Source organism: Polaromonas eurypsychrophila, assembly GCF_014641715.1.
Lineage (GTDB): Bacteria > Pseudomonadota > Gammaproteobacteria > Burkholderiales > Burkholderiaceae_C > Polaromonas > Polaromonas eurypsychrophila.
The window spans coordinates 24,932-42,762 of sequence record NZ_BMIG01000021.1 but is presented as its reverse complement, the minus strand read 5'-3'; the positions used below and the strand labels follow the sequence as shown (position 1 = coordinate 42,762).

At 60.9% G+C, this 17,831-nt stretch carries 17 protein-coding genes; 3 read left to right on the top strand and 14 right to left on the bottom strand.

Annotation, left to right across the window (positions count from 1 at the left end; genetic code table 11):
- Nucleotides 1–33 precede the first annotated feature (33 nt).
- On the bottom strand, nucleotides 34–663 hold the full coding sequence (locus IEX16_RS19295) for an FMN-binding negative transcriptional regulator (RefSeq protein ID WP_188710188.1): 630 nt from the start codon (nucleotides 661–663) through the stop codon (nucleotides 34–36).
- A gap of 14 nt (nucleotides 664–677) precedes the next feature.
- On the opposite strand from IEX16_RS19295, the gene IEX16_RS19290 reads away from it, so the two are divergent.
- A complete protein-coding gene (locus IEX16_RS19290) occupies nucleotides 678–872 on the top strand; it encodes a hypothetical protein (protein WP_188710187.1) in 195 nt (64 codons plus the stop codon).
- Between the two features lie 34 nt (nucleotides 873–906).
- Here IEX16_RS19290 and guaA read toward each other — a convergent pair whose 3' ends face one another.
- The 3 genes from guaA to guaB are packed head-to-tail and all read right to left on the bottom strand — an operon-like array spanning nucleotide 907 to nucleotide 4,645.
- Nucleotides 907–2,523: a glutamine-hydrolyzing GMP synthase gene (gene guaA / locus IEX16_RS19285; RefSeq protein WP_188710186.1), complete on the bottom strand. Its 1,617-nt coding sequence runs from the start codon at nucleotides 2,521–2,523 to the stop codon at nucleotides 907–909.
- A 14-nt stretch (nucleotides 2,524–2,537) separates the two neighbouring features.
- Nucleotides 2,538–3,176, bottom strand: coding sequence for a hypothetical protein (locus IEX16_RS19280; protein WP_188710185.1), 639 nt, complete (start codon nucleotides 3,174–3,176; stop codon nucleotides 2,538–2,540).
- The gene (guaB, locus tag IEX16_RS19275) at nucleotides 3,176–4,645 is read right to left on the bottom strand and encodes an IMP dehydrogenase (protein ID WP_188710184.1); all 1,470 of its coding nucleotides are present in this window, start codon (nucleotides 4,643–4,645) and stop codon (nucleotides 3,176–3,178) included. Before guaB ends, IEX16_RS19280 begins: the two co-directional genes overlap by 1 nt.
- 146 nt (nucleotides 4,646–4,791) lie before the next feature.
- Between guaB and IEX16_RS19270 the strand changes: the two genes are divergently transcribed.
- Entirely contained in the window at nucleotides 4,792–5,361 is a 570-nt protein-coding gene (locus IEX16_RS19270) for a DUF4124 domain-containing protein (RefSeq protein ID WP_188710183.1), read from the top strand.
- Here the strand turns inward: IEX16_RS19270 and IEX16_RS19265 are convergent.
- Both IEX16_RS19265 and IEX16_RS19260 read right to left on the bottom strand, forming a co-directional pair.
- Entirely contained in the window at nucleotides 5,355–5,684 is a 330-nt protein-coding gene (locus tag IEX16_RS19265) for an RnfH family protein (protein ID WP_188710182.1), read from the bottom strand. The genes IEX16_RS19270 and IEX16_RS19265 overlap by 7 nt on opposite strands.
- 9 nt (nucleotides 5,685–5,693) lie before the next feature.
- Nucleotides 5,694–6,140, bottom strand: coding sequence for a type II toxin-antitoxin system RatA family toxin (locus IEX16_RS19260; protein WP_188710181.1), 447 nt, complete (start codon nucleotides 6,138–6,140; stop codon nucleotides 5,694–5,696).
- A gap of 317 nt (nucleotides 6,141–6,457) precedes the next feature.
- Here IEX16_RS19260 and smpB point away from each other — a divergent pair, with 317 nt between their 5' ends.
- A complete protein-coding gene (gene smpB, locus IEX16_RS19255) occupies nucleotides 6,458–7,012 on the top strand; it encodes an SsrA-binding protein SmpB (protein ID WP_229676450.1) in 555 nt (184 codons plus the stop codon).
- Between the two features lie 9 nt (nucleotides 7,013–7,021).
- Here the strand turns inward: smpB and IEX16_RS19250 are convergent, their stop codons facing one another.
- The 8 genes from IEX16_RS19250 to rimP all read right to left on the bottom strand — a co-directional run bounded on the left by IEX16_RS19250 (nucleotide 7,022) and on the right by rimP (nucleotide 17,705).
- A complete protein-coding gene (locus IEX16_RS19250) occupies nucleotides 7,022–8,152 on the bottom strand; it encodes an enoyl-CoA hydratase/isomerase family protein (RefSeq protein ID WP_188710180.1) in 1,131 nt (376 codons plus the stop codon).
- Entirely contained in the window at nucleotides 8,149–9,033 is an 885-nt protein-coding gene (locus tag IEX16_RS19245; protein WP_188710179.1) for a DMT family transporter, read from the bottom strand. The genes IEX16_RS19250 and IEX16_RS19245 overlap by 4 nt, the downstream gene beginning before the upstream one ends.
- A gap of 211 nt (nucleotides 9,034–9,244) precedes the next feature.
- A complete protein-coding gene (gene typA / locus IEX16_RS19240) occupies nucleotides 9,245–11,068 on the bottom strand; it encodes a translational GTPase TypA (protein ID WP_188710178.1) in 1,824 nt (607 codons plus the stop codon).
- A gap of 33 nt (nucleotides 11,069–11,101) precedes the next feature.
- Nucleotides 11,102–12,124 (bottom strand): tRNA pseudouridine(55) synthase TruB, encoded by a 1,023-nt coding sequence (gene truB, locus IEX16_RS19235; RefSeq protein WP_188710177.1) that lies wholly within the window; start codon nucleotides 12,122–12,124, stop codon nucleotides 11,102–11,104.
- An 89-nt stretch (nucleotides 12,125–12,213) separates the two neighbouring features.
- Entirely contained in the window at nucleotides 12,214–12,582 is a 369-nt protein-coding gene (rbfA, locus tag IEX16_RS19230; protein WP_188710176.1) for a 30S ribosome-binding factor RbfA, read from the bottom strand.
- 61 nt (nucleotides 12,583–12,643) lie between these two features.
- Nucleotides 12,644–15,535: a translation initiation factor IF-2 gene (infB, locus tag IEX16_RS19225; RefSeq protein WP_188710175.1), complete on the bottom strand. Its 2,892-nt coding sequence runs from the start codon at nucleotides 15,533–15,535 to the stop codon at nucleotides 12,644–12,646.
- 27 nt (nucleotides 15,536–15,562) lie between these two features.
- Nucleotides 15,563–17,104 (bottom strand): transcription termination factor NusA, encoded by a 1,542-nt coding sequence (gene nusA, locus IEX16_RS19220; protein WP_188710174.1) that lies wholly within the window; start codon nucleotides 17,102–17,104, stop codon nucleotides 15,563–15,565.
- 22 nt (nucleotides 17,105–17,126) lie between these two features.
- On the bottom strand, nucleotides 17,127–17,705 hold the full coding sequence (rimP, locus tag IEX16_RS19215; protein ID WP_188710173.1) for a ribosome maturation factor RimP: 579 nt from the start codon (nucleotides 17,703–17,705) through the stop codon (nucleotides 17,127–17,129).
- Nucleotides 17,706–17,831: the final 126 nt, after the last annotated feature.

The window sequence follows — 17,831 nt, the reverse complement described above, 5'->3', positions numbered from 1 at the left end:
GCCCGGTGGACAGGGGCTGGGCCCCGAATTGTTTCATTTTTCCGGATCCGGGGTGCCCATACCCAGCCGATCCATCCATTGCGCCAGCGCCTGTTCATCGGGCGAACCGGCGGCATAGGCGGCTTTCATGGCGGCATGTGATTCACGGCGGTGCTGGTTGAGTTTGACCTTGCATTGCAGCTCGGTGACCTGCAACTCGAAGGCCACAATGCCGGCCAGCATTTTGTGGGCATACTCCTCACCCAGCCCACGCCACTGCTCGGCGTACGGTGGCTCGTGGTCGCCGATCAGCTTTTTCAGCAAGGCGTCCTTGCCTGCGGGGTCTTCAATCAGCGTGGCCTGCACAGTGCAATGCACAGCCAGGTAGTTCCAGGTCGGCACACGGGCCAGGTCGGGGTAGACCTTGGGCGACATGTAGGCATGCGGCCCGAGAAAAGTCACCACGGCCTGGGGCCGGGCCTGCAGGTAGCGCCAGTGCGGGTTGGGTTTGGCGACGTGGCCCAACAGCACGAACTGGCCATCCCTGTCTTCGAGATGCAGAGGTAAATGCGTCACGTAAGGCAGGCCCGCATCTTCCACGCTGATCAGGCTGGCAAAAGGGTGTTCGTTGATGAGCGCCGCTGCCAGAATGCGGTCGCCTTTGAATTGGGGTGGCAAGTACATGGCGGAAGTATGCGATGAATTTGCCGATTTTAGGACGCTTGCCCTTCGCTGCGAGCCTCGCGAATTGCCCCATCGAGGGCAATTCACTCGCCGGCGGCTACGCTGGTCGACCCCGCTGCGCGGTGGTGCGCCAGAGCATTCGCGTTGCGCAGCAAGCAGCGGCGGCGCATCCTGTGGTCGCGCTCTACGGCTTCGCTTCGCCGAGCTGACGCCTCGCGCGATCCTCGCCCCTCGCTGCGAGTCTTACTCCCACTCAATCGTCGCCGGCGGTTTGCTGCTGACGTCGTAGGTCACGCGATTGATGCCGCGCACCTCGTTGATGATGCGGCTAGACACTTTTTTGAGCAGCGCGTACGGTAGCTCGGCCCAGTCGGCCGTCATGAAGTCGCTGGTCTGCACCGCGCGCAGCGCCACAACATAGTCGTAGGTGCGGCCGTCGCCCATCACGCCGACACTTTTCACCGGCAGGAAGACCGCAAAAGCCTGGCTGGTCAGGTCGTACCAGCTCTTGCCACTCTCCGCATCCTTGAAGTTCCGCAGTTCCTCGATGAAGATGGCATCGGCCTTGCGCAGCAGGTCGGCGTATTCCTTTTTGACTTCGCCGAGAATGCGCACGCCCAGGCCGGGGCCCGGAAACGGGTGGCGATATACCATGTCATGCGGCAGGCCCAGCGCCACGCCGAGTTCACGCACCTCGTCCTTGAACAGTTCGCGCAGCGGCTCCAGCAGCTTCAGGCCGAGTTGCTCGGGCAGGCCGCCAACGTTGTGGTGGCTTTTGATGAGCACGGCTTTTTTGCTCTTGGCGCCGCCGGACTCGATCACGTCCGGATAAATCGTGCCCTGCGCCAGCCACTTCGCCCCTTTGACGTCGGCACCGCCAGCCTTGAGGCTGGCGGCTTCGGCCTTGAACACCTCGACAAACTCGCGGCCGATGATCTTGCGCTTGGCTTCGGGCTCGTTGACCCCGGCGAGGTGGCCGAGAAACTGCGCGGCGGCATCGACCCGGATGACCTTGGCGTGCAGCTTGCCGACAAACATGTCCATCACCATGTCGCCCTCGTTCAGTCGCAACAGGCCGTGGTCGACAAACACGCAGGTGAGCTGGTCGCCAATCGCGCGGTGGATCAGCGCTGCGGCCACCGACGAATCAACGCCGCCGGACAGCCCGAGAATGACTTCTTCGTCACCCACCTGCTGGCGGATTTTCTCGACCGCTTCGCTGATGTAGTCACCCATGACCCAGTCGGGGCGTGTGCCGCAGATGTCCAGCACAAAGCGTTTGAGGATGGCATTGCCCTGCTTGGTGTGCGTGACCTCGGGGTGAAACTGCACCGCGTAAAAACGACGTTCTTCGTCAGCCATTCCCGCAATCGGGCAGGACTCGGTAGACGCCATGAGCTTGAAGCCGGGCGGCATCTCGGTCACATTGTCGCCATGGCTCATCCAGACATGCAGCATGCCGTGACCCTCGGGCGTGGCGTAGTCCTGAATGCCCTCGAATAGCTTGGTGTGACCGCGGGCGCGAACCTCTGCATAACCGAACTCGCGCTTGTGTCCGCCTTCGACCTTGCCGCCCAGCGCAGCGGCAATCGCGTACATGCCGAAGCAGATGCCCAGCACCGGAATGCCGAGTTCGAACACCGCCTGCGGCGCGCGCAGGGTTTCGTCTTCCCAGAGGCTGGCGTGGCTGCCCGAAAGAATCACGCCTTTCAAATTGCCATCTTTGGCATAGTCACGCACCCAGTCGTCAGTCACATCGCAAGGGTGAACCTCGCAAAACACATGGGCTTCGCGGATGCGTCGCGCGATCAGTTGGGTGACCTGGGAGCCGAAATCGAGAATGAGAATTTTTTGATGCATGCGGCGGGAATAGGCTATGGAGTAATAGCCCAAACAATAAATTCATGTTGAAGGCGCGTTTCGTCATTGGGCGTGAACGGCCCACAACCAAAAGCAAAAAGCCACGCTGATCGATGCAACCAGCTATGAACAAACTCGGCGGTAACCGGATCCTTTAAGAGCTCGTTCGCTTTAGCAAGCGTCGCAGGCGTATTCTGCGATGCAAGGTCTTTTTGCACCCGAGCCTTCAGTGCGGGAAATGAGGGGAGCTTTGAAAAGACCGGCCAAAGGGTGTCTCCGTCAACATGCTGTACCCGATCAATAGCCATTTCACGCTGCTGCTGTGTTATTTGTCGGGCAAAGGGCGCCTGCCACAAGCAGGATGGTATTTTTTGCCCCAGCATTTCAATCTGAGACTTCCAAAATATGGAATTTCCACTCAATGGAGCTGCGAATTTAAGTCTTTCCCTCATATCTTCGGCACTCAGTATTGGCGGGTCGACCCGGTTGGTATAGGTTGTAACCTGCGCAAGTAATCCAGTCGATACAAACGCGGTCAAGACGAGTAGCGTTATCAGAGACAAGATTTTCAGAAATTTACTGCGCACACCTAACTCCTCGTCGCGCTCACGCAATGGAAATGGATACACACAATAGCGGCCCCGCAAGCTCATCAATCGGCCCGGTAGTTCGGCGCTTCTTTCGTGATCTGCACATCGTGCACATGGCTTTCGCGGATGCCGGCCGTGGTGATCTCGACAAACTCGGCCTGGTTGCGCATGTCCTCGATGGTGGCGCAGCCGCAGTAACCCATACTGGCGCGCAGGCCGCCGGCCATCTGGTAAATGATGGCAACCATGGAACCCTTGTAAGGCACCCGGCCTTCAATGCCTTCGGGCACCAGCTTGTCGGCGTTCGGGTTGCCGGTGCTGCTTTCCTGGAAGTAGCGGTCGGCGCTGCCCTGCTGCATCGCACCTATGCTGCCCATGCCGCGGTAGCTTTTGTAGCTGCGGCCCTGAAACAAAATCACTTCACCGGGCGCTTCTTCGGTGCCGGCAAACATGCCGCCCATCATCACGGTACCGGCGCCGGCAGCAATTGCTTTGGCGATGTCGCCGCTGTAACGGATGCCGCCGTCGGCAATCAGCGGCACGCCGCTGCCGCGCAGCGCGGTTGCGACATTGTCAATGGCCATGATCTGCGGCACACCCACGCCGGCGACGATGCGCGTGGTGCAGATGCTGCCGGGGCCGATACCCACTTTGACGGCATCAGCACCGGCATCGGCCAGGGCCAGCGCTGCCGCGCCGGTGGCAATGTTGCCGCCAATCACGTCAATCTGCGGGTAGTTTTGCTTGACCCAGCGCACGCGGTCGATCACGCCCTTGCTGTGGCCGTGGGCGGTATCGACCACGATGGCGTCCACGCCAGCCTTGACCAGGGCCTCGACCCGTTCCTCGGTACCTTCACCCACCCCAACCGCTGCGCCTACGCGCAACTGGCCGTGCGAGTCGCGCGCGGCATTTGGAAAGGTGGTTTGTTTGGTGATGTCCTTGACGGTGATCAGGCCCTTGAGCTCGAAGTTGTCATTGACCAGCAACACCCGCTCCAGACGGTGCTTGTTCAGCAGCGCCTTGGCATCGGCCAGCGATGCGGTTTCAGAAATGGTGATCAGACGCTCGCGCGGCGTCATGATGGTGCTGACCGGCACGTCCATGCGGGACTCAAAACGCATGTCGCGCCCGGTCACGATGCCAACCACGCGGCCGCCGTCGATGACCGGAAAACCGGAGATGCCAAGCTGCTCGCTCATGGCCATGACCTGGCGCACGGTGTGGGTCGGGGTGATGACCACCGGGTCACGCAACACGCCGCTTTCGTAGCGCTTGACCTTGGCCACTTCGGCCGCCTGTTGCTGGGGCGTGAGGTTCTTGTGGACGATGCCGATGCCGCCCTCCTGGGCAATGGCAATGGCCAGCCGGGCTTCGGTGACCGTGTCCATGGCAGCTGAAACCAGCGGCAGGTTCAGGCGGATATTTCGGGAAAACTGGGTGGAAAGCGAGGTGTCCTTGGGCAGGACCTGGGAGAACGCTGGCACCAACAATACGTCGTCGAAGGTGAGCGCTTTGCCGAGTAGGCGCATAGGGATGGCTCCAAAAACACGATTGTACCCGCGCCGGTCGGTACAAACCCTGAACCCCAACTGCCATGGACCCGCGTTACAAAAAGACGCCATGTCCTCATGGCCGCCCTGTCCCGCCCGGGCAAGGCAAGGCTACACTGGAAAACATGGACTTGAAAATCACGCCCAAATACCTGATCCTGACCTTGGTTGGCTGGGCTTTTGCGCTGTCTGCAGCGGCCCAATACCAGTGGGTGGGCAAGGACGGCCGCAAGGTGTTCAGTGACCGGCCGCCGCCTGCAGATATTCAGGAAAAAGACATCGTCAAGCAACCCGGCGGTCGGCGCGCGGCCTTGCCCGTGATTGCTGCCGAGACTACGGATGCGGCCAGCACCAACGCCGCAGCGGCACCTGCAGCGGCAGCCGCGAAACTCAAAGTAGATCCCAACGCCCCGAAAATCTCCGGCAAAGATGCCGAGCTCGAGGCCAAAAAGAAGAAACTTGAGCAAGAAGCCGCAGCCAAGAAAAAGGCCGAGGAAGAAAAAGTCATCCAAGCCCAGGCCGAAAACTGCGAGCGCGCCAAAAAGGCCGTCGCCACCTTCCAGTCAGGCGTGCGCATCGCCAGCACCAATGCCAAGGGTGAGCGCGAGATCATGGACGACAGCGTCAGAGCCTCGGAACTCAAGCGTGTGCAAGCCGTGGTTGACCAGGACTGCAACAGGCCCGCAGCTCAGTAACCGGCCTTGCCCCCTGCCCTCTTGCGGGCAAACAACCCTGATTTTTTGACCCCCTGGTTGCTGAAGCGCTCGCGTCGCGCGACTTTCGGATCAACCCGCAGCGGGCGATAAACTTCCAGCCTGTCCTGAGCCTGCAAGACCTGCTTCAAGCTGGTTTTACGTCCCCAGAGACCGAGCGCGAGTTTGCCAGACGCGAGCTCCGGGCATGCTGTCAAGATGCCGCTGCTTTCAATCGCCTGCGCCACCGTGCAGCCTGACGGCAGCACCAGTGCCCACTCCCGCACCTGGCGGGGTGCTGGCGAATATACCAGCACGATGTTCATGGACTGGCCTCAGGTTTCGCCATACACCTGCGCCGCGCGTTTGACGAAGGCGTCCACCATGCTGCCGGCGATCTTGTCGAACACCGGGCCGACCAGCGCGGCCAGCGCCGCATTGTCGAAGTCATAACGCAGGCTGAAGTTGACCTTGCAGGCGCGCTGGGTGCCGTCGCCCAGGGGCATGAAGTCCCAGTGCCCGTCGAGTTTCGAAAATGGACCGTCCACAAGCTTGAGCGAGACCTTGCGGTCTTTCACGTGGGTGTTGCGGGTGGTGAAGCTCTGGCTCAGCCCAGCAAAAGAGATACCGACCTTGGCCGTCATGCCATGGGCGTCTTCCTCCACCACCACGGCCTGGTCACACCAGGGCAAAAACTGCGGATAACTGGCGACATCGGTGACCAGGGCAAACATTTCGGCTGCGCTGTACCAGATCAGGACGGACTTTTGGACGGTTTTCATACAATCAGGGGCTGCGCCCGATTGTATTGGGCCTGTTCACCCTTATTTTTGTAAGATGCGTTGCGAGTCAAAAATGCCGTGAGCAAGGCGCGAAATGAAGCTGGAGTGGACTCCAGCGAGGCTTCGCAACGCCGCGCACGGCATTTTTGGCCGCAACCCGGCGGGAAAGGGGTTAAAACGACACCACTCGGCGTTGCACTCCTAGGTCAGAGCACAGTCTGACCGTCGTCGAGCGCCTTGATTGGCACCGTTTTAACCCCTTTCGCACTTATAAAATAAGGGTGCACAGGCCCCGGCGCCGCCCTTACCTCCTGACCATGGCCACCAAAGAAGCATCCTCCAAAAAACCGGCCGCCGCCTCCTCCGGAAAATCCACCGGCAAGCCCGCCATCAACCTCACGCCGAAAGCTGCTGCTGCGGCCGTGCGTATTGCCGACAACAAAAAAGCGCTGTTCAATTACCATATCGAAGAGCGCTTCGAGGCCGGCATGGTGCTCGAAGGCTGGGAAGTCAAGTCCCTGCGCGAAGGCAAAGTGCAGCTGACTGACGGCTATGTCGTGATCCGCAACGGCGAACTGTTCATCATCGGCTGCCAGATCAATCCGCTGGGCACCGCGTCCACCCATATCCGGCCGGACTCGGTGCGCACCAAGAAGCTGCTGATGCACAAGGACGAGATCCGCCGCCTGATTGGCAAGATCGAGCAGAAAGGCTACACCCTGGTGCCGCTGAATCTGCACTGGAAAGCCGGCAAGGTCAAATGCGAGGTCGGGCTGGCCAAGGGCAAGGGTGAACATGACAAGCGCGACACCATCAAGGACCGCGAAGGCAAGCGTGAGGTCGAGCGGGCCATGAAGTCCCGCAGCCGCTGAGCAGCCGGCTCAGGTCAGGTCGCGCAGCGGGTGTGTATCAGCGGTCCAGGGGCTGGCAAAAAACGCCTGGGTCATCGCCGGCTTGACGTCCTCGATACGCGCCGGGTTCCACTTCGGCGCGTAGTCCTTGTCGATGGCCAGCGCGCGTATGCCTTCGACGGTTTCACTGGCGACGCCGGAATTCAGGTGGAAGCAGTGATGCACGATGTCGCGCTCCATGCGCAGGTCGTCGGCCAGGCTCAGGGTCCTGGCGCGGCGAACCTGCTCCAGCGTGACATGCAGCATCAGTGGCGACCGCTTGCGCAACATGGCGCCGATTTTTCGCGCTGCTTCTTCGGGCGCGGCCTCTAGCGCATCGACCATGTGTTTCACCCGTGCAAGCGAAAAGTATTGATCAAACTGACCTGCAGCCCTTTCCCGGCGGGCGTGACCAGCTATTAAATCAGTAGCAATCCAGGCATCCACAGATGCCGTTGAAGCAAAAACCTGATCCCCCAGCGCCTGCCACACGGCAGGCAATGAGGCAGCCGGCAGTTGGATGTCGGCCAGCCCGTAAGCCAACGCCTCGTCGCCAGTTATCACCACCCCGGTCAGTGCCAGGTACTCGCCGATGCTGCCGGGACAACGGCTCAAAAAGTAGCCACCGCCGACATCGGGGAACAAGCCGATGTTGGTTTCCGGCATGGCCAGCTTGCTGTGCTCGGTGACGATGCGGACTTTTGCCCCCTGCGAAATTCCCATGCCCCCGCCCATGACGACACCGTCCATGAAAGCGAGGTAGGGCTTGGGATAGTTGTGAATCAGGTGATTGAGCTTGTATTCCTCGGTGAAGAAGTCGTCGAGCGAGGTGTCACCCGCCAGCGCCACCTCATGGAAAAAGCGGATGTCGCCGCCAGCCGAGAAACCGCCAAACAGCGCCTCGGGTGTGCCGGGACGGCCGACCTTGTTAGTGCCGCGTATCGCCACCGCCAGGATGGCCGGATCGACCTGCCAGGCCGTCAGCGCTGCAGAAAGCTCACGCACCATGGCTAGCGACAGCGCGTTGAGCGCCTTGGGCCGGTTCAGGGTGATGAAGCCGACCTGGCCGCGCACCTCGATCAGCACGTCCCCTGTGGTTTTCAGCTGGTATGTCTGAGTCATGTTCTTTGTCTCCATCCCATCACTTCGTTAAGCACCAGTGCGCCTATGACCAGCAAGCCACCGCTCAGCACACTGGCGGCAGGCACCTCGCCGGCACCCAGCCAGGCCAGCAAGATGCCAAAAATAATTTCCAGCAGCGCCAGCAGCGCCATCTCCGGCGCCTTCAACACGCGGGCGCAGATGACTGAGAGCACACAGGGAATGGCGAGCTGCACCAGCCCAAGCAATGCCAACAAGCCCAAATCCCGACCGGTGGCGGCAAATGGAAAAGCCAGTGGCAAGGTCGCCAGCGAGGAAATCGCCGCGCCCACCAGCACGGCCGGCACCAGATCAATCTTTTCGCCTTGCGCCTGGCTGCGCTGCACCACCGTCCAGTTCACGGCTGCGGCCATCGGCACCAGCAGCGCCACCAGCGTGCCGGCGAACTGCCCCAGACCGCCGCCCAAGTTGACCTGGCTGCCGTACATCCAGGCGATGCCCACGCCCGCAACGGCAATCGCGAACCAGGTACGCGGCGCGATACGGTGTCCGATAAACACCCGTGCGATCAGAGCCGTCAGAAATGGCCCCAGCGCCATGGTCACCAGCACATTGGCCACGGTGGTCATGGTCAGCGCCAGCATGAAAGCGGTGAACATGATGCTCCAGCAGATACCGGAGACCCACAGGAAACGACCTGCATGGCGGATGCGCGAGAACACCTCGCGCCCTTGAAACATCGGCAGGATCACCAGCAGCGACACCAGGGTGAAGAAACTGCGCCAGAAAGTCACTTCAAAACTTCGGGCCGACTCAAGATGGCGCGTGACCACGCCGGCGATCGACCACATCAGGGTGATCGCAATCATCAGAAAGACGGCTCTGGAATGCGTGAGTTTCATGGATGGAGGGCTGGTTCAATCAGATCTCTGTGTACTAAATAGGAAGGCCGCTGGAGCGAAAACGCACAGCGGCCGTGTTCAAGCGTTCAACCCGGTTGCCGCCCTCCCCGACTTTATTCCAGCAGGAGCCGCAGATCCGGCTTTGCCGGTCCGCAGGCGCAGCGCCCCCTCGGGGGGCAGAGAGCTACACGCAGTGAGCGAACGTGGGGGCTCAACGTCCAGCGCGCTTGCGCTCGCTTTCGGTCAGGTGACGCTTGCGCAGGCGCACCGACTTGGGCGTGATTTCGACCAGCTCGTCTTCCTCGATGAATTCAACGCCGTATTCCAGCGTCAGCTCGATAGGCGGCGTGATCTTGATGGCGTCTTCCTTGCCGGACACACGGAAGTTGGTCAGCTGCTTGGTGCGCGTGGCATTGACCACCAGGTCGTTGTCGCGGCTGTGGATACCGACAATCATGCCTTCGTACACCGGGTCGTTGGCGCGCACAAACATGCGGCCACGGTCGTCCAGCTTGCCCAGGGCGTAAGTGAAAATTTCACCGGCATCCATGGAGATCAGCACCCCCTGCTTGCGGCCACCGATGTCGCCCTTGTGCGCCTCGTAGCTGTCGAAGATGTTGGAGATCAGTCCGGAGCCGCGCGTCAGGTTCAAGAATTCATTGGTGAAACCGATCAGGCCTCGCGCTGGAATGCGGTACTCCAGGCGAACCCGGCCACGGCCATCGGACTCCATGTTCACCAGGTCGCCCTTGCGCTCACCCAAAGCCTGCATCACGCCGCCCTGGTGCTGCTCTTCAATATCGGCAGTGACCAGCTCGATCGGCTCGTGCTTCTCGCCGTTGACTTCCTTCATCACGACGCGCGGCTTGGACACCGCCAGCTCAAAACCTTCGCGGCGCATGTTTTCCAACAGGATGGTCAGGTGCAACTCGCCGCGGCCCATGACTTCAAAAATGCCTTCCTCGCCGGTTTCCTTGACGCGCAAGGCCACGTTGTGTTGCAGCTCTTTTTGCAGGCGGTCCCAGATCTGGCGGCTGGTAACGAACTTGCCTTCGCGGCCAGCCAGGGGGCTGGTGTTGACGCAGAAGTTCATGGTCAGGGTCGGTTCATCGACCTTGAGCATGGGCAGCGGTGCCGGGGTGACCGGGTCGGTGATGGTCACGCCGATGCCGATCTCATTGATGCCGTTGATCAGCACAATTTCGCCCGGACCGGCCTCGGTGGCCTGCACGCGCTCGAGACCCTGGAAGGTCAACACCTGGTTGATCCGGCCCTTGATGGCCTTGCCGTCAGGGCCTTCCATGACGACCACGTCCATCATCGGTCTGATCGTGCCCTGGCTGATGCGGCCGACACCGATACGGCCAACGAAGGTCGAAAAGTCGAGTGCGGAAATTTGCAATTGCAGCGGCGCGGCGGGGTCGCCTTCCTGGTGCGGCACGTGCTTGAGAATGGTGTTGAACAGAGCCGACATGTCGGGACCCCACTGCTCGTTCGGTGGACCTTCTTCCAGCGACGACCAACCGTTGATACCTGAGGCATACACCACGGGGAAGTCGAGCTGTTCGTCGGTCGCGCCGAGCTTGTCGAACAAATCGAAGGCGGCGTTGACCACGTAATCGGGGCGCGCACCGGGCTTGTCCACCTTGTTGACCACCAGAATGGGCTTGAGGCCCAAGGCCAGCGCCTTCTTGGTCACGAAACGCGTCTGCGGCATCGGGCCTTCCTGCGCGTCGATCAGCAGCACCACGCCATCGACCATGGACAGCGCACGCTCCACCTCGCCGCCGAAGTCGGCGTGGCCGGGAGTGTCGACGATGTTGATGTGGGTGCCTTCCCAGGTCACGGCGCAGTTCTTGGCCAGGATGGTGATGCCACGCTCTTTTTCGATGGCGTTGTTGTCCATCACGGTATCGACCATTTTTTCATGCTCGGCGAAGGTGCCGGACTGACGCAGCAACTGGTCGACCATGGTGGTCTTGCCGTGGTCAACGTGGGCGATGATGGCGATGTTGCGGATTTGTTTGTGACTCATGGTTGGCTTTCTAAAAACTTCAAATCGGTGGTGCTAAGCCATCGCGGCCGTGGCCGCAGGGCTGGAGGAAACGGGTGAGACAGGTCGGCTCGCAGCGAGCATGTCCTGAATTTCAATCGGGCTGAGCAGGCGGCCTGGAATCAGTTCGTCAGCGGTAACATGGGCCGAACCCAGAAACGCCGCAGGATTTGTGCCGAACACCTGCACCAGTTCGGCGTCCGGACCCCACTGACCGGCATTGCCGCGACGCCGCAGGCCGCTCAGGAAACGCCCTGCATTGTCGGCATCAAGTGTGACAACCGGATAACTGGCCACCAGCGACTGCACCGGCAGCAGGCAGGCCTCTCGCTCGGCCTCGCTCATGGCTTCGAGCGAAAGCAAACTCACGCATTGACTGTCGGTGTAGCCGCCCGTCTCCAGCCGCCTGAGCGACCCCAGGTGCGCGCCGCAGCCAATGGCCTCGCCGATGTCTTCACCCAATGTTCGGATATAGGTACCCTTGCTGCAGGAAACTATGATTTTGATAGCTGCCAGTACCCGTGGATCATGGGCTGGAGCCATATTCAGCTTATAAATGGTGATGTGGCGGGCATCCCGCTCGACCTCTTGCCCCTTGCGCGCATATTCGTACAGCGCCTTGCCGTCTTTCTTCAGGGCCGAATACATGGGCGGCACTTGTGCCAGCGAACCGGTGAAGCGGCGTGTCATCTCGTCCAGCAGGGCCAAGGTAATGGGCGGTACCGGCCTCGTTTCAATGACCTCGCCCTCGGCATCGGCGGTGCTGGTTTTCTGGCCCAGCAGCAGCACGGCTTCGTAGGTCTTGTCGGCGTCAAGCTGTAGCTGGCTGAACTTGGTGGCTGCGCCGAAACACAGCGGCAACACGCCGGTGGCCAAAGGGTCCAGTGTGCCGGTGTGGCCGGCCTTGTCCGCACGCAATAGCCACTTCGCCTTCTGCAGCGCCTGGTTGCTCGACAGGCCAAGCGGCTTGTCGAGCAGCAACACGCCATGCACGGGACGTCGCTGTATCTTTTGGCGATGAGGAGAAGTTTGCGTCATAAATTTCGACAGGCTCAACGCGCGGGCAAGCCCGGCGTGTCGTTGGCACCGTTGTCCCTGAACCTGTCATCAAGGGAAACGGCGCGAACTCAGTCGTCCTGGGCGCGGGAGGAAACCGCCTTGGCAATCAGGGCGTTCATGTCGGCCGCACGCTCGGTGGTGCGGTCGAACTGGAAATGCAGCGTGGGCACGGTGTGGATCATCAGCTTCTTGAACAGGCCGTTGCGCAGGAAACCCGCCGCCTGGTTCAACGCGGTTTCGCACTCGGTCGGGTCGCCAATCAGCACGCTGAAAAACACCTTGGCATGGGCGTAATCGGCGGTAACCTCGACCGCCTGGATTGTGACCATGCCCACCCGTGGGTCTTTCAACTCGCGCGCGATCAGCTCCGTCAGATCACGCTGGATCTGATCGGCAACGCGAAAACCGCGGTTCGGGGTAGATGTTTTTTTACGCATAACTCAATGAGCCTGCCGGTCGGCGGGCAGCCCTCTCGGCGGGCAGCCGGCCTTGCGGCGATCAGACCTCCAGCGTTCTGGCCACTTCGCGGATTTCAAAGAACTCCAGGATGTCACCGACCTGGATGTCGTTGTAACCCTTGACGTTCAAGCCGCACTCGAAACCTTCCTTGACTTCCTTGGCGTCGTCCTTGAAACGCTTGAGCGAGTCGAGTTCACCGGTGAAGATGACCACGTTCTCGCGCAGCAGGCGCAGTCGCGCGGAGCGGCGGACCACACCGGCGGTGACCATGCAACCGGCAATCGAGCCGATCTTGCTGACCTTGAACACCTGGCGAATCTCGGCATTGCCAATGACTTCTTCTTTCTTGTCCGGCGTCAACATGCCCGACATCGCGGCGCGCAGCTCGTCCACAGCGTCATAAATGATGTTGTAGTAGCGAATTTCGACACCGTTGTTTTCGGCCTGCTTGCGGGCCTGGGCATCAGCGCGGGTGTTGAAACCTATCACCACCGCCTTGGATGCGATCGCCAGATTCACGTCGGACTCGGAAATACCACCGACACCGGAGTACACCAGTTGCACCTTGACCTCGTCGGTCGAGAGCTTGAGCAGCGACTGGGACAGCGCTTCCTGCGAACCTTGCACATCCGCCTTGATGATGATGGGCAGCATCTTGACCTCGCCGGCGCCGATGTCAGAGAACATGTTCTCCAGCTTGGACGCCTGCTGTCTGGCCAGCTTGGTGTTGCGGAACTTGCCGGCACGGTAGGTGGAGATTTCGCGGGCGCGGCGCTCGTCGAGCATGACCATGAACTCGTCACCGGCTTGCGGCACTTCCGTCAGGCCCTGGATTTCCACCGGAATCGACGGACCTGCGGTCTTGATCGGCTTGCCGTTTTCGTCCAGCATGGCGCGCACGCGGCCAAAGGTCGAACCGGCCAGCACCACGTCGCCGGTTTTCAGCGTACCGGCCTGCACCAGCACGGTGGCAACCGGGCCTCGGCCCTTGTCGAGGCGGGCTTCAATCACAAGGCCCTTGGCCAGCGCATCGACCGGCGCACGCAGTTCCAGCACCTCGGCTTGCAGCAGCACTTGCTCCAGCAGCGCGTCGATGCCGGCGCCTGTGTGGGCGGACACGCCAACAAACGGCACATCGCCACCGAACTCTTCGGGAATCACTTCTTCAGTGACCAGCTCGCCCTTGACGCGGTCCATGTTGATGCCAGGCTTGTCAATCTTGTTGATCGCTACCACGATGGGCACGCCCGCAGCTTTCGCATGCTTGATGGCTTCGCGTGTCTGCGGCATCACGCCGTCGTCAGCCGCCACCACCAAGATCACGATGTCGGTCGCCTGCGCACCACGGGCACGCATGGCGGTGAAGGCTTCGTGGCCCGGCGTGTCCAGGAAGGACACCATGCCGCGTGGGGTTTCCACGTGGTAGGCGCCGATGTGCTGGGTGATGCCGCCAGCTTCCCCGGACGCCACTTTGGCGGTGCGGATGTAATCGAGCAGCGAGGTCTTGCCGTGATCGACGTGGCCCATGACGGTGACAACCGGCGCGCGCGGCAGCAGCTCGGCCTGCTGGCCCTGCACGTCCTCGTCGGCAAAAGCTTCCGGATCGTCCAGCGACGCGGTGACCGCCTTGTGGCCCATCTCTTCCACGACGATCATCGCCGTGTCCTGATCCAGCGGCTGGTTGATGGTGACCATCTGACCCAGCTTCATCAGGTGCTTGATGACCTCGGACGATTTGACGCTCATCTTGTGGGCGAGCTCGGCCACCGTGATGGTCTCGGGCACATGCACTTCAATGACCTTGAATTCGGTCGGTGCTACAAAGTTGGACTCGGAGCGCGAATCGCGATCCGGCGTGCGGCGGCCACGCGGGCCACCCCTGAAGTTGCCACGCCCCGGCACAACCGGTGCGCCACGGGTCTTGATTTCGCCCTTCTTCTTGGCGGCATCGTCTTTCCAGGTCGAAGACAGGTTTTCCGACTTGACCTCCTTCTTGCCTGCGGCCCCAGCGGCGGCAGGCGCACCCGCGACAGCTGGTTTTGCAGCACCCGGCACCACGGCCGGTTTGTGCAAGGTGCCCTTGATGGCTGCCTTGGGATCGACGTGCGGTACCAGCACGCGTTTGGGCGCATTCATCATCGCGCGAATGCCTGCTGCTTCCGCCTCGGCTTTTTTGCGGCGGTCCTGCAGGTCCTGCGCCTTGACGGCATCGGCCTGGAATTCAGCGGTTGCTTTGGCTTTGGCTGCTGCCTGGACGGCGCTGGCCTCTGCAGCCTTGGCAGCCGCTTTTTCCGTCGCTGCCGCATCGTCAGCAACGGGCACCTCGGCGACCGCTGCTTTTGCCACGGCTTTGCCTGCGGGCTTGGCCAACTTGCTGGCAGCTTGGGCGCTGGCTTGTGCTGCCAGTTCCGCAGCCTCGCGCTCCTGCTGCTCGCGGGCCTGATCTCTGGCGTCCTGCTCTTCACGCAGGCGGCGTTTTTCCGTCAGTTCTTCTTCCTGGCGACGCAGCAATTCGGCGTGGCGGCTGGCTTCTTCCTCGCGGCGAACCAGCTCGGCATCGTCAATCGACAGAGCCTGCGGTGCGGTGGCCAACGGGCTTTGCTCTTCGGCGGGCGGCTCGGAGCCTTCATCTCGTTTGACGAAAGTACGTTTCTTGCGAACCTCAACCTGGATGGTGCGGGCACGCCCGGTGGCATCCGCCTGCTTGATTTCGCTGGTGGACTTTTTGACCAGGGTAATTTTTTTGCGCTCGGCGCTGGCAGTGCCGTGGCTCGCTTGCAAATAGCTCAGCAGCTTTTGCTTGTCGGACTCGGACAAGTGGTCATCGGCTTGCGCCTTGGCAACACCGGCACTGGTCAATTGCTCGATCAGTGTGGCGGTGGGTTTATTCAGTTCAGCTGCGAATTCAGCGACGGTAGTGGTACTGGACATATGTTTTTTTCCTGCTGGCCTCCATGATCATTGCTCTTTGGACGCGAGGTCTGCACTTGCAGGCTCAGCGGCAGCGGCGGGCTCGGCAGCTTCATCGGTAAACCAATGGGCGCGGGCGGTCATGATCAGGGCTTTGGCTTCGTCCTCGGACTGGCCGGTGATCTCGGTTAATTCATCGACCGCAAGATCGGCCAGGTCATCACGGGTGCCGACGCCGGCCTCGGTGAGTTTGGCGATCAGTTCGGGCGTAAGGCCTTCGACATCGCGCAGGTTCTGCGAGACGCCCTCGGCATTTTCTTCCTTGGCGATTTCCATGGTCAGGAGTGCATCCTTGGCGCGCGTGCGCAGCTCATTGACGGTGTCTTCGTCAAAAGAGTCGATCTCCAGCATTTCCTGCAGTGGCACATAAGCCACCTCTTCGAGGCTGGTGAAGCCTTCGGAAATCAGGATGTCGGCGATTTCCTCGTCCACATCGAGCTTTTCCATGAACAGCTTGCGGCTGGTGTCGGTCTCCGTGGCCTGCTTTTCCGCGGACTCATCAGCGGTCATGATGTTGATTTTCCAGCCAGTCAGCTCAGCGGCAAGGCGCACGTTCTGGCCGCCGCGACCTATGGAGATCGCGAGGTTTTCCTCGTCAACCACCACGTCCATGGCATGGCGCTCTTCGTCCACAACGATGGAAGACACATTGGCCGGCGCCAGCGCGCCGATCACAAACTGAGCCGGGTCTTCGCTCCACAGCACGATGTCAACACGTTCGCCAGCGAGCTCGTTGGTCACGCCGTTGACACGGGTGCCGCGCACACCGACACAGGTGCCAATCGGATCGACACGTTTGTCATGCGACAACACGGCGATCTTGGCGCGCGAACCGGGGTCACGGGCGCAGGACTTGATCTCCAGCAGGCCTTGTTCAATCTCCGGCACTTCCTGGCGGAACAGCTCGATCATGTATTCGGGCGAGGTGCGCGACAGGATGATGGGTGCGCCACGCAGAGTGGTGTCGACTTCCATGATCATGGCGCGGACGCGGTCGCCGGAGCGCAGGTTTTCTTTCGGAATCATGTCGCCGCGGCGCAGGCGGCCTTCAACACGACCGGACTCGACAATGATGTCGCCCTTGTCCATGCGCTTGACGGTACCGACAAAAATCTTGTCGCCGCGTGACATGAAGTCGTTGAGCAGCATTTCCCGCTCGGCATCACGGATCTTCTGCAGGATGACCTGCTTGGCCGCTTGCGCGCCAATGCGACCGATGGGCAGGCTTTCGACCGGCTTTTCGATGAAGTCGCCTTCTTCGATGTCGGCGATCTCGTCGCGTGCATCGCTGACCAGCTCTTCGGCTTCAGGATTTTGCAGGCCGGCTTCGTCGGGTACGACCAGCCAGCGTCGGAAAGTTTCGTAGTTGCCGCTGTCGCGGTCAACCGCAACGCGGATGTCCACTTCGCCCGCATACACCTTCTTCGTCGCGGAGGCGAGCGCGAGCTCGACCGCGCCGAAGACGACGTCACGTTCAACATTTTTCTCACGCGAGATGGCATCTACCAACATCAACAGTTCGCGATTCATTTCACAAGCCTGCCTTTCCTTTTTATATCTCTGTTGCGGGCGGGCTTTTCGGCCGGCGCCCCTTGAAGTCAACCACAGGCGCAAGCCGCGCCTGCGCAATCTCATCGAGTGTGAAACCCATCGCCTGCAGCGGCGCGGAAACCCTGTTCTTGCTCACCTTCACGCCGGGTTTGACGGCGGGCTCTTCGCTCCACACAATCTGCCAACCCGATGCCGCACGTTCCAGCGTGCCGCGAAATTTCTTGCGGCTGGCCGCTATGCCCGACCCGGCCGCGGCTGCGGAGCCGATGGCCGCCTTCAGCGTGATGTCCACCAGCTCGCCGGTAAACCGCACAAAATCCTTTTCACTGCGCAGGGGCCGGTCTATGCCTGGCGAGCTCACTTCGAGCCGGGAATAGGCCGCGCCTTCAACCTCCAGCACAAACTGCAATTGGCGCGTGATCTTTTCGCAGTCTTCCGCATTGATGAACTGCTCAGGCATACCCTCGACCTGCGGCTGATCAATCGTCACACGCAGCAAGCCGCCACTGGTGCGCTCAATTTCCACCAGTTCGTAACCCAGTCCCGTGACGGTTTGCTCAATCGTTTCGTGTAAGGCCATTCAGTCCGTAGATCGCTGCGTCAGCTTCTCAAAAAAATCAGTTTGCAAAAACAAACGCCCAAAAAAAAATGGGCGGTGAAAACCCGCCCATTTGGTCGTGAAGCTCGTATTCTACCCCGATACGGG